The organism is Peribacillus loiseleuriae (assembly GCF_001183985.1).
GTDB lineage: Bacteria > Bacillota > Bacilli > Bacillales > DSM-1321 > Peribacillus > Peribacillus loiseleuriae.
Genome location: NZ_LFZW01000001.1, coordinates 1,626,502 through 1,638,132, shown reverse-complemented (window position 1 = coordinate 1,638,132; position 11,631 = coordinate 1,626,502). Strand labels below are relative to the sequence as shown.

Genomic DNA, 11,631 nt, shown 5'->3' with positions numbered 1-11,631 from the left:
AGACATCTTAACTCCTTGATAAAACTTATATTTTCTTCATTCTTGCTCTGTATGTTCTAGTAATAGTTAATCAACCACTCTCGCAACTTGCGTAATATAAGGAAGCCCTTCAATTTCCGATAAAACAACGTCATCGATATTCTGATCTACTTCAATGACCATTAAAGCCATTTTTCCTTTTTCCTTACGCGATACTTCCATATGCCCGATATTCATTTCGTGTTTAGAAAGAATATTAGCCACGTTAGCAATCGCTCCAAAACGGTCATCATGCACGACTAGAATAGCAGGATGATGACCAGACAATCGCAACTTGAATCCATTTAGTTCAGTAATTTCAATCTTTCCTCCACCAATGGAAATACCGACTAATTCCAATTCACCTTGTGTATCGCCAATCACCAATTTTGCAGTGTTTGGATGATCTGGCACTGCCTCTTCTTCATGAAAAGAAATCTTCATTTTTTTTAAAACAGCTAAATCCAATGATTGTTTAATTCGTTCATCAAATGTATCAAAATCTAGTAGACCACCAACAAGTGCAACATCTGTTCCGTGCCCTTTATATGTTTTTGCAAATGAACCATACAAATAAATATCAGCCCACTTTGGTTCGCGTCCGAAGAGATTTCGGGCAACTCGTCCAATCCTTGCTGCACCAGCGGTATGTGAACTTGAAGGACCTATCATCACGGGACCGATAATGTCAAATACACTTTTATACTTCATCGATTACTCTCCTTAGGTTTCATATTCTTTAACATCCATACCTTTTATTATTTTATTAATAAATCAAGAACAAGTTCCAATAAAGTAAAACTTCAATCGGCGGGGGTTTACTGCCCGTTAATGCGGGATAAATCAGTATATATCTTTGATCACTTCCAGAAAATGAAAACGAATCATAAAAGCCAATTGCTTTTTATTATCAGTATTACGTTAAGTGATACTTCCATTCACTCTGTAAAAAGCTTCTGAGTATATAAGTATGACAATGTTTCTAAAGATTAAAAAGAACCGCAATACCGAGAAGGCATGCAGCTCTATTTTGACATTTAAAATCCCAATCAGCAAGAGAAAAGATTGGGATAAATCCTAGTAATTTCTTTTCTCAGTGGACTGTTGAAAGATGATTATTCAATCGAGAAGATGAACGAATAAAGTGGCTGATTTCCGCTATGAACCTCAATTTCCACATCAGTAAAGGTATCGTTACAAAATTTCACCAATTGGTCTACTTCTTCTTGAGTTACATCTTCTCCAAACAGGATCGTCAGAATTTCAGCATCTTCATCTATCATACTTGTCAAAAGTTCTTTAGCTGTTTGAAGCTTATTATTACTCTTGATTTGAATTTTACCTTCTGACAAACCCATGAAGTCCCCTTTTTCAATTTCCAACCCATCAATATTCGTATCACGGACTGCATACGTAATCTGGCCGGTTTTGACATGAGACAAAGCTTCTCCCATAGCTACAGCATTCTCATTAATGCCATTGGATGGATTGAACGCTAAGAGTGCTGACATCCCTTGAGGAACTGTTTTAGAAGGTACGACAACCACATGATCTCCAAGAAGGTCACAAGCTTGTTGTGCAGCCATAATAATGTTCTTATTATTCGGAAGGATGATGATTTTTTCTGCATTCGCGTCCTCGACAGCCTTAACAATATCTTGAGTGCTCGGATTCATCGTTTGTCCGCCCTCAATAACAACGGTCGCACCAATACTTTTAAATAATTCGCTAATACCTGAACCCATCGATATAGAAACAATGCCGTACTTTTCTTTAACTCTCGGCTTTGATGTTACATTTAAAGTAGCACTTGTTTCACCTACAATAGCTGTGTGCTGCTCGCGCATATTCTCGACTTTCAATTTAATTAAACTACCGTATTGCTGTCCATAATTCATGCAGTCTCCAGGAGACTCTGAATGAATATGTACCTTAACCACTTCATCATCCGAAATCACTAATAATGAATCACCAAATTGACTTAATTCATTCCGGAATATCTCTTCGACAAATGGTTTTTTTATAGTTTTAGCTTCTTCAAGCCTCACCATGAACTCTGTACAGTAACCGTACACGATATCCTCGGTATTGATGTGGCTTTGGACATTCATATGATGTTCAGCATTAACTAGTTCATCCATAGATGGAAGGTGGTCAAGTGCGTTAGGGAGATCTTCACCTTTCATTTCTGCTAAAAAACCTTCATACACAAGCACTAGGCCTTGTCCACCACTGTCTACTACCCCGACTTCTTTTAATACAGGTAACAAGTCTGGTGTACGATTCAAAGAAGCTTTTGCTTCCTTCACAATTTCCTCCATCACCACAATCAAGTCTTCATGTTTCGTTGCAGACATCATCGCTTGTTTTGCCGCGTCTTTCGCAACGGTGAGAATGGTTCCTTCTACAGGTTTCATCACTGCTTTATATGCTGTTTTAACACCAGCTTCAAATGCTTGTGCAAATTCCTGACTATTTATTTCGGAATTCGTTTCAATAGATTTTGAAAATCCTCTGAATAGCTGGGAAAGGATAACGCCTGAATTACCACGTGCTCCCATCAGCAACCCTTTCGAAAGCGCTACCCCTACTTTCCCTATATGGGCTTGTACATGATTTTGTACTTCCTTCGCACCAGAAGTCATCGATAAATTCATATTTGTCCCCGTATCTCCATCAGGAACAGGAAAAACATTCAACGCATCGACTATTTTAGCATTCGCAGCCAGATTATTGGCACCTTGAATGATCATTTCCGCAAAACGTTTTCCATCTAAGCTTGTTATTGACACAAAAACTTCCTCCTCGACTTAAGGGTTCGTTACGCGAACTCCCTGTACAAAAATATTAACCGAATCTGCAGCTAATCCGACCGTTTTGTCCAGGGTGTATTTTACCTTTGACTGTACATTGTGGGCAACTTCGGAAATTTTTGTTCCATAGCTTACAATGATAAACATATCAATGTGGACTTCGTCACTCTCTTGGCGTACAATCACACCTTTAGTGAAGTTCTCACGACGCAAGATCTCCGTTATGCCATCTTTCAATTGTTTCTTCGAAGCCATTCCTACAATGCCATAGCAATCCACCGCAGCGCCACCTGCCACTGTAGCAATTACATCGTTAGAAATATCAATTTGTCCAAATTTCGTTTTTAATTCAATAGACATATACGTTCCCCTCCCAAAATCTCATTAGCTATAAACATTTTACTATATTGGCAAATGTTTTAAAAGGAATTGTCATGCCGTGCTAGTATAAACCAATTATTTATCATGTATGTCAAGGTATTTTTCTTGAAAGTAATGAACAGAAGTATTGCATTCTCCAGTTAGGTATGATAAATTATTAAGGTATTTCATAAGACTAAAGATACTATGAAAACCTAAGCATTAGTAGTTAGGAGGGAATTTAATATGGCACGTCAATGTGTAATCACTGGTAGAAAAACTTCAACTGGTAATAAACGCTCACACGCAATGAATGCTAACAAACGTACATGGGGGGCTAACCTTCAAAAAGTACGTATTTTAGTTGACGGTAAACCTAAACGTGTATACGTTTCTGCAAGAGCCCTTAAATCTGGTAAAGTAGAACGCGTATAATGTTAACGGCACCCTTGCATAAGGGTGCCTTTTTAATTTATCGACGACGAGTATAAGGCAAATCCATTTAGAAGGTGCTCTTTTCCTTCTGAATGGATTTGCTTATATAACGTGTCTCTAGAAATCGCAACTAGCCTTTGGCACCTGAAGTCAGATACCAAAACGATATTTTCTCCCAAACGGAATTGTATCAACTAATTACAGATATAAAAAAACTTTGATTTTTTCTTAAAAAAAGAAACACCCAAAATCCGGGTGTTATCATATATATATCTTCAGCCTTTCTTGAACGCTCCAAGCATCACTCTTACCAAGCCGCCTATGACTTTTGGTAGCTTAATTGTATAAAATTTCATAATGCCCCTCCTCGTATACATCTGCTCTTACATTCAGAAACATCACTAATTGCCTGTTATCATTTCATTAGCGGATACCGGTAAAATAAAATAAGTCCGTTTATCCTGCCGAGCGTGATGATTAATCACTGCTTCTTATCACCATTAATATGCCATCAGTAAATGAAAAATTCCCACATTGCGAAATTAGTTCATTGCTTATGCATTGGGTTGAACCAAGAGGCAGGACATGATTGGTCAACGGATATTTAAAACCTTCCAATGTAATTCCTTTTATTTCTTTTGAAATAGGTAGAAAAGATACATACTTTTTATCATTCATAGCTTCTAGAGAATATGTACCAGGCGTTTTGAACGAAATCAGATTCTGCTTGTCCACGATAGAAATGTTCAGATTATTTTTTTGTTCAAGGAGTGGTTTTTTTAGCAGGAGTTGAAGATTTCCGATAAAATGATCCATTCTTCCCCCTGTTGCACCAAATACATAGATTTCTTCTGGATGTTTTGAAAGCGCCCAGTTGAAGGCAATTTCTAAATCAGTTTCATCTTTCTCCGTTGGATATATTTCCAGATGATTCAATGTTTCCTTGATGTCTGCAAGCTCAGCTTCTGTTACAGAATCAAAATCTCCGAACGCTGCGTCTGGGACAATATCGTGATGCATTAGCGTGTAGACACCTCGATCTACCCCCACCCATATGCTTGTTTTCTCTCTATATACGTTCAAATCCGGGAGTAAAGCTACCGGTCCACCCGCTACAATACTAATAATCATTAGCCATGCCTCCATTTCAGAAAATAAAAAAACCGAACCTTCTTTAAAATGGATTCGAAAAGGACTCCTCCTCTCCGAACCATCCGCAAAAGGAGTCGGCTCTTTATTATTACCCGCGAAGTTTTTTTATTGCTAAAGCTCGGTCGTTTTCATTATAAATAGCTGATCCTGCCACTAAAACGGTTGCACCATGCTCAATACATAATTTCGCCGTTTCTTCATTTACTCCACCGTCAATTTCAATTTCAAGTTCAGGATTCAAAGCATTGGCCATTTCCTTCACTTCGCTAATCTTAGGTAGGACTGCGTGTATGAATTTCTGTCCGCCAAAACCAGGATTCACCGTCATCAGAAGAACAAGATCGATGTCTTCAATAATGTGCTTTATCGATGAAACGGGTGTTGCTGGATTAAGCACGACACCTGCTTTCACACCAAAAGATTTGATTAATTGGATTGTTCGGTGAAGATGCGGACAGGCCTCAACGTGAACGGTAATATAATCCGCTCCTGCTTTTGCAAATGCTTCCACATATCGATCAGGAGCCTCAATCATTAAATGAACGTCTAATGGCAAATCAGTAATTGGACGGATGGCGTCAACAATTAGCGGACCTATGGTAATGTTCGGGACGAAATGGCCATCCATCACGTCAACGTGAATATAATCCGCTCCTCCTCTTTCGACATCCTTAATCTCTTCACCTAGCTTTGCAAAATTTGCTGAAAGAATCGATGGTGCAATTTTAACCATTTGTTAATACCTCGGCTTTCTATCTTTTATTTCCTCTAATATTTGAAGATAATGTTTATGGCGGTAGCTAGGGATTTCACCTTGAGCTACCCCTTCTTTTACTGCACATTTAGGTTCTTTGTCATGCAAGCACCCTCGGTACTTACATTTTTCACCAGCTTGATAGATTTCTGGAAAACAATAAGCCAGCCGCTCTACTTCAATATCCATAAATTCAAGTGAACTAAAGCCAGGTGTATCAGCAACGAGACCTGAACCTACATGAATAAGCTCAACATGGCGAGTAGTATGCTTTCCACGGCCTAAATGGCTGGATATATCATTTGTCTCTAACGATAACTCCGGATTGATTGTATTTAGTAAGGAAGACTTTCCAACTCCGGATTGACCAGCAAAAACACTTGTTTTTCCTGCTAAATGTGGCAGCAGTGCTTCAATCCCATCACTTGTAATACTTGAAGTTTTAATTACGGTATAGCCGATTTCTTGGTAATCTCTCATGTATTGATCCAAGCTTGCTTTTTTAGCTTCCACTACAAGATCAATTTTACTAATAATAATGATAGGTTCAATTTCATTATCCTCGATAGCGACTAGAAAACGGTCTAGCAAGGTCGTACTAAAATCTGGCTCCACTGCAGAAAAAACAAGAATCGCCTGATCTATATTAGCAATTGGAGGTCTAACTAGTTCATTCTTACGATCTTTAATTTCTATAACATATCCATCAGTAGGTTTCTCAGCTTGATACACGACTGAATCACCAACTAGCGGAGTGATTTTCCTTTTTCGAAAAACTCCTCGACCACGGCACTGAATGACTTCCTCACCATCCAACACATAGTAAAAACCGCTCAGTGCTTTAATGATCTTTCCTTCTGGCATAGACTCACTCCTTAAATGTTTTTTACTCTTTTGTATACTCCACTTTTTCATCCAAAATCACTTGACCGTCTCGAACGACTTTATATCCGGCTTTTTTATTATGCTGAACTGTGAATTCTAATGTTCGATAAGCCTCAGAAGTGATAAAGAATGGCGGTTCATACGTTTCTGTCATACTATGATTCATATCTTCAATAAAAATTTGAACTTCCTGCGGTTGTCCTTCTTCTTCTGGTTCATATGGAATTGTAATGTTTACATTCACTTGTTTGGGAGGAATTTCTTCCTTTCCTTTCGAAAGTACAACATTCACTGGGCTGCCTTTTTTTATTCTCGTGAAAGGGGCGGGTTCTTGAGAGATGACAAGACCTTCACCAATTGTATCACTATATTCTTCTCTTACTACGTTAATCGTAATTCCCGCATCCTTCGCGTAGTCATCCAGCCCTGTTTGATTAAATTCTTTAAGATTTTTTAAAGATAGATCATCTGGTCCTTTACTTACCGTCAATTCAAGCACAGTATCAGACGGTATTAGCTCCAATTCGGATGATGGACTTTGTGAAACAATCGTTCCTGGTTCACTTTCATCAAAAACTGGGGTGATGATTACATCCTTAAAAAGGTATCCAGCTATTAGAGATTGAACATCATCATAGATCCTGTTTGTATAGTCGGCAATAACAATCTTCTTTTTTCCACTACTAACAAACACTTTAATTTCTCTTCCTTCTTTTACAGTCTGTCCTTCTTGTGGATCGATACGAATAACGGATCCCTCCGGTACCACTTCGTCGTCTAACGGAATCGGATTTGTTACAATAAAGCCATGTTCTTCAAGCTTGGCAATAGCATCATCCGCTTTTTCGCCGCGAACATCAGGGATTGTGACATCTTTCGGTCCCATAAAATTTGGATAAGCATATATCGCTCCAGCAGTTAAAACTAGTAAAATAAAGAAAGTAGAAAATAAAATAAGCGGCCATTTTTTTCGTTTCTTTTTATTTTGTTTAACTTTTTTAGCTTTTTTGTTCCCTTTTTGCGGTTCATCTTGTTCTTCTTCTCGATAAACCACCGTAGTTTTCTCCGGCCCACGAATAATAGTTTCGTCAATCCCAGACATATTGTCATTCGTTATAATTGGAATCGCTTTTGTCGCGTCCATATCCTCAGGAATCACAAATGGTGTTTCATTCGTGCGTTCAGGATTCAATGCAGACCTAATATCATCTTCCATTTCATCTACTGTTTCATAGCGATAATAAGAGTCCTTGGCAGTTGCTTTAAGAATAATATTTTCGACACTTTGCGGGATAGAAGGATTCCAGCGTTTTGGAGAAGGCGTTTCTGATTGAAGATGTTTCAGAGCAATTGAAACAGCCGATTCCCCTGAAAACGGCAGTCTTCCTGTCAATAGTTCAAACATGACAATTCCAAGCGAATAAATATCTGATTTGTTATTTGCCATGCCCCCTCTTGCCTGCTCTGGAGACAGATAATGAACAGAGCCAAGTACAGCATTCGTTTGCGTAATATTGGTTGCACTTAATGCAAGAGCAATGCCGAAATCCGTAATCTTCACATTTCCATGATCATCAATGAGGATATTTTGTGGCTTAATATCTCGATGAATGATTCCGTTATGATGCGCTTGAGAGAGGGCAGACGTAATTTGCTTAAGAATGTCCAATGCTTTTTCAATCGGGACTGGATAAAACTTTTGTATGTATTGTTTAAGGGTCAGGCCCCTCACATATTCCATTACAATATAATAAATGTCATCTTCTTCACCTACGTCATAAATGCTAACGATGTTCGGGTGAGTCAGGCTTGTTGCAGATTGGGCCTCACGATTGAAACGCTTAATAAATTCTTCATCATTATTAAAATCCATGCGGAGAATCTTAAGCGCTACTTCGCGTTCAAGAATCATATCCTGAGCCAAATATACATTGGCCATCCCGCCACCGCCGACCATTTCCAATAACTTATAACGGCCGTTAATTCGTTTACCGATTAACATAAGGCTCACCTACTTTCACTATTATCAAAAAATCGAAGTAGGGCAAGGGTGATATTATCTTCTCCGCCAGATTCATTCGCCATTGTAATGAAAGAATTGGCTTTTTCGTTTAAATCAGCTGAATTCGTAATAATGCTTATCATTTCTTGCTCACTAACTTTATTCGATAAGCCATCAGAGCAAAGTAAAAGTATATCTTCTTCTTCAAATATTATCGTAAAAATGTCCATCTCAACATTGACTTCAGTTCCTAGAGCTCGAAGTAAGACATTTTTACGAGGATGATTCTCAGCATCTTCTTTTGAAATTTGACCGCTTCGTACGAGTTCATTTACTAAAGAATGATCTTCAGTCACTTGTTTAAAACCAGATTCATTGTACAAATAACAGCGGCTATCGCCAATGTTGGCAATCGTTGAAAATTTATTCGTACAAACAGCAGCTACAATTGTAGTACCCATACCTTGACATTCTAGATTTTCCTCAGAATAAATGAACAGTCGTTGATTGATTTCCTTTATTTCCTCCCGGAGCCATATTTCCGCTTCATTTGGCGTCAACATCGGACCCGATTCTTCTTCCCAACGTTTTTGCAAAAATTCAACGGTCATAAGACTTGCTACATCACCAGCACGGTGTCCGCCCATGCCATCGGCTACAATGGCAAGGCGCACTCCATGAGAATTAAGAAAGATTCCGCCATTATCTTCATTATGCTGGCGGACTTTCCCCTGATTTGTTAAAAAGATGTCATTCATCAGATTCTGTCACCTCGTCTCTTCTTTGCGCTCCTTAGCACGAAGCTGGCCGCAAGCTGCATCGATATCATGACCCTGTTCTCTACGAATCGTGACATTGACGCCTCGTTTCTTTAACGTTTTTTCAAATTCAAAAATCTGCTCGCGAGGTGTCCTAACATAGTTGCGTTCTGGCACATAGTTTACTGGAATCAAGTTTACATGGCACTTAATTCCTTTAATTAAATCTGCCAATTCTTCAGCATGCTCGACTTGGTCGTTTTCACCGCCGAATAAGCCATATTCGAAGCTAACCCGTCTGCCCGTTTTTTCGGTATAGTACTTTATCGCCTCAATAAGATCCGGTAATTTATAAGCACGGTTGATTGGCATTAATTTACTTCTTAGCTCAGAATTAGGGGCATGCAAGGATAACGCGAAGTTAATTTGCAATTCTTCATCAGCAAATTTATAAATTTTTGGAATAATCCCACTTGTTGAAACTGTAATATGGCGAGCTCCAATGTTCAATCCTCTTTCATGATTGATATTTTTCAGAAAACTCATCATTTCATCATAGTTATCAAAAGGTTCGCCAATTCCCATAATAACGACTGAACTTACTCGTTGATCCATTTCATCGAGTGCTTGTTGTACTTTTACGACTTGAGCAACAATTTCTCCTGCTTCTAAATTTCTTTTTAAGCCGCCAAGTGTAGAGGCACAGAACGTACAGCCGATACGACAACCAACTTGAGTTGTTACACAAACAGAATTCCCATATTCATGGCGCATAAGCACGGTTTCAATCGAGTAACCGTCATGCAATTCAAATAAGAACTTCATCGTATTTCCGTCAATGGAAGTTTGTTGAACAAGCGTCTTCAACGTTGTAATCGTAAAGCTAGCATCGAGTTTTCCACGTAGTTCTTTTGATAAATTAGACATATCTTCAAAGCTTGTTATGCGCTTTTTATACAACCATTCAAAAAGTTGCTCCGCACGGAAAGCTTTTTCCCCATTTTCTGTTAACCATTGTTTTAATTCGTTAAGCTCCAATGAATAAATAGATGGCTTTTCTGGTTTCGTTACTGTTTTTCTTCTTGTTGTTACCGTTTCTGCCATTACAGCACCTTCTTTCTAAAACTAGCAATGAAAAATCCATCACTGCCGAAATCCTGTGGAAATACTTGCAATTTATAATCGATGACGAGCGGCTGAACGCTTTCTGGCATTCTGGCTTTTAACGTCAAATCCCTCTCAAAGTCCGGGTGTTTTTCTAAAAAATGATTAGCTACTGCATCATTTTCTTCTTGATCTACTGTACATGTACTATAGATGAGGTTCCCACCCTTTTTAACAAGTGGTGCAGCTGCTTCTAAAAGTTGATTTTGGATACTTGAAAGCTTTATTATATCATCTTTTGTTTTCGTATACTTCACATCCGGTTTTCTGCGCATCACGCCTAAACCGGAACAAGGGGCATCTACCAAAACTTTGTCAAAACCTTCCTTATTATACAACTCTTGAATTTTTCTACTATCAGATACTTCAGTTTTAATATTTCTTAATCCTAAACGCTGGGCTTGATCTTTAATTAGTTTAACTTTGTGCTCATGAAGGTCGATCGCCACTACTTGTCCAGTAGTCAAGCCCTCTGCAATATGCGTCGTTTTCCCTCCAGGAGCCGCACAGCAATCGAGAACCATATCATTCAAACTAGCATCCAACGCATGAGCGACAAGCATCGAACTTTCATCTTGAATGGAGAGAAAGCCCATTTTATAGCTTTCTGAATGTGCAAGATTCCCTCTTAAGCAGTAGATTGCTTCATCAAGTATCGGGCTTATTTCTACGTGATAGCCCTCTTCAGTTAGTGCGCTAACCAATTCACTTCTAGAGATTTTCTTAACATTCACTCTAGCTGATTGAACAGGGGCAGTTAAATTCACTTCACACATGTCAGCCGTTTTTTCAAAGCCGAATTGTTCGATCCATCTACTCACAAGCCAGCTTGGATGACTCGTTTCTATCGCTAGACGTTCAGCCGTGTCTTCAATCTCCTCTAGCGACCTTAGACCTTTTCTTTGTACATTTCGTAGGACCCCATTCACCATGGAGGTAATGCCTTTATGCCCTCGTTTTTTTGCAATTTCAACCGCCTCATAAATAATCGCATGATCGGGTACCTTATCAAGATAAACCATTTGATAAACCGATAAGCGCAACAAGTTTATTATCCAGGAAAGTGTCTTTTTTTCATTTTTTATAAAAGGTTGCAAATAATAATCGAGCGTCATCTTTCTTTGAATGGTTCCATATGTGATTTCTGTTAGCAAACCACTATCAGCTGATGATAATTGATGTTTGTTAATCATCGAGTTTAACAGCAGGTTACTGTATGCTTGATTCTTTTCAACGGATTCTAGGACATCAAGCGCAATATCCCTTACACCCTTTTTCGTTTGTTTCATT

The 11,631-nt window shown here is 38.6% G+C and carries 12 protein-coding genes; 1 reads left to right on the top strand and 11 read right to left on the bottom strand.

Annotation, left to right across the window (positions count from 1 at the left end):
• Positions 1 to 66: 66 nt before the first annotated feature.
• The 3 genes from sdaAB to AC625_RS07525 form a co-directional block, all read right to left on the bottom strand.
• Complete coding sequence (sdaAB, locus tag AC625_RS07535; RefSeq protein ID WP_049680740.1) at positions 67 to 729, bottom strand: L-serine ammonia-lyase, iron-sulfur-dependent subunit beta; 663 nt, start codon at positions 727 to 729, stop codon at positions 67 to 69.
• 404 nt (positions 730 to 1,133) lie between these two features.
• Entirely contained in the window at positions 1,134 to 2,810 is a 1,677-nt protein-coding gene (locus AC625_RS07530; protein ID WP_049680739.1) for a DAK2 domain-containing protein, read from the bottom strand.
• A gap of 18 nt (positions 2,811 to 2,828) precedes the next feature.
• Positions 2,829 to 3,191, bottom strand: coding sequence for an Asp23/Gls24 family envelope stress response protein (locus tag AC625_RS07525; protein WP_049680738.1), 363 nt, complete (start codon positions 3,189 to 3,191; stop codon positions 2,829 to 2,831).
• Positions 3,192 to 3,437: 246 nt separating this feature from the next.
• Here AC625_RS07525 and rpmB point away from each other — a divergent pair, with 246 nt between their 5' ends.
• Complete coding sequence (gene rpmB, locus AC625_RS07520) at positions 3,438 to 3,626, top strand: 50S ribosomal protein L28 (RefSeq protein ID WP_049680737.1); 189 nt, start codon at positions 3,438 to 3,440, stop codon at positions 3,624 to 3,626.
• Between the two features lie 275 nt (positions 3,627 to 3,901).
• On the opposite strand, the gene spoVM is transcribed toward rpmB, so the two are convergent.
• From spoVM to rsmB, 8 genes are all read right to left on the bottom strand, one after another.
• Complete coding sequence (gene spoVM / locus AC625_RS07515) at positions 3,902 to 3,982, bottom strand: stage V sporulation protein SpoVM (protein ID WP_049680736.1); 81 nt, start codon at positions 3,980 to 3,982, stop codon at positions 3,902 to 3,904.
• A gap of 121 nt (positions 3,983 to 4,103) precedes the next feature.
• On the bottom strand, positions 4,104 to 4,757 hold the full coding sequence (locus AC625_RS07510) for a thiamine diphosphokinase (protein WP_049680735.1): 654 nt from the start codon (positions 4,755 to 4,757) through the stop codon (positions 4,104 to 4,106).
• 109 nt (positions 4,758 to 4,866) lie between these two features.
• Entirely contained in the window at positions 4,867 to 5,511 is a 645-nt protein-coding gene (rpe, locus tag AC625_RS07505) for a ribulose-phosphate 3-epimerase (protein ID WP_049680734.1), read from the bottom strand.
• Positions 5,512 to 5,514: 3 nt separating this feature from the next.
• Positions 5,515 to 6,396: a ribosome small subunit-dependent GTPase A gene (gene rsgA, locus AC625_RS07500; RefSeq protein ID WP_049680733.1), complete on the bottom strand. Its 882-nt coding sequence runs from the start codon at positions 6,394 to 6,396 to the stop codon at positions 5,515 to 5,517.
• Between the two features lie 22 nt (positions 6,397 to 6,418).
• Entirely contained in the window at positions 6,419 to 8,419 is a 2,001-nt protein-coding gene (pknB, locus tag AC625_RS07495; RefSeq protein WP_049680732.1) for a Stk1 family PASTA domain-containing Ser/Thr kinase, read from the bottom strand.
• 5 nt (positions 8,420 to 8,424) lie between these two features.
• Positions 8,425 to 9,177 (bottom strand): Stp1/IreP family PP2C-type Ser/Thr phosphatase, encoded by a 753-nt coding sequence (locus tag AC625_RS07490; RefSeq protein WP_049680731.1) that lies wholly within the window; start codon positions 9,175 to 9,177, stop codon positions 8,425 to 8,427.
• A gap of 9 nt (positions 9,178 to 9,186) precedes the next feature.
• Complete coding sequence (rlmN, locus tag AC625_RS07485; RefSeq protein WP_049680730.1) at positions 9,187 to 10,281, bottom strand: dual-specificity RNA methyltransferase RlmN; 1,095 nt, start codon at positions 10,279 to 10,281, stop codon at positions 9,187 to 9,189.
• Entirely contained in the window at positions 10,281 to 11,630 is a 1,350-nt protein-coding gene (rsmB, locus tag AC625_RS07480) for a 16S rRNA (cytosine(967)-C(5))-methyltransferase RsmB (RefSeq protein WP_049680729.1), read from the bottom strand. Before rsmB ends, rlmN begins: the two co-directional genes overlap by 1 nt.
• Between the last annotated feature and the right edge of the window lies 1 nt (position 11,631).

Excerpts from the sequence above, each read along its gene's own strand:
- rsgA (WP_049680733.1), bottom strand. The coding sequence starts at position 6,396 with ATGCCAGAAGGAAAGATCATTAAAGCACTGAGCGGTTTTTACTATGTG.
- AC625_RS07510 (WP_049680735.1), bottom strand. The coding sequence starts at position 4,757 with ATGATTATTAGTATTGTAGCGGGTGGACCGGTAGCTTTACTCCCGGAT.
- sdaAB (WP_049680740.1), bottom strand. The coding sequence starts at position 729 with ATGAAGTATAAAAGTGTATTTGACATTATCGGTCCCGTGATGATAGGT.
- AC625_RS07525 (WP_049680738.1), bottom strand. The coding sequence starts at position 3,191 with ATGTCTATTGAATTAAAAACGAAATTTGGACAAATTGATATTTCTAAC.
- rpe (WP_049680734.1), bottom strand. The coding sequence starts at position 5,511 with ATGGTTAAAATTGCACCATCGATTCTTTCAGCAAATTTTGCAAAGCTA.
- rsmB (WP_049680729.1), bottom strand. The coding sequence starts at position 11,630 with ATGAAACAAACGAAAAAGGGTGTAAGGGATATTGCGCTTGATGTCCTA.
- pknB (WP_049680732.1), bottom strand. The coding sequence starts at position 8,419 with ATGTTAATCGGTAAACGAATTAACGGCCGTTATAAGTTATTGGAAATG.
- spoVM (WP_049680736.1), bottom strand. The coding sequence starts at position 3,982 with ATGAAATTTTATACAATTAAGCTACCAAAAGTCATAGGCGGCTTGGTA.
- AC625_RS07490 (WP_049680731.1), bottom strand. The coding sequence starts at position 9,177 with ATGAATGACATCTTTTTAACAAATCAGGGGAAAGTCCGCCAGCATAAT.
- rlmN (WP_049680730.1), bottom strand. The coding sequence starts at position 10,281 with ATGGCAGAAACGGTAACAACAAGAAGAAAAACAGTAACGAAACCAGAA.
- rpmB (WP_049680737.1), top strand. The coding sequence starts at position 3,438 with ATGGCACGTCAATGTGTAATCACTGGTAGAAAAACTTCAACTGGTAAT.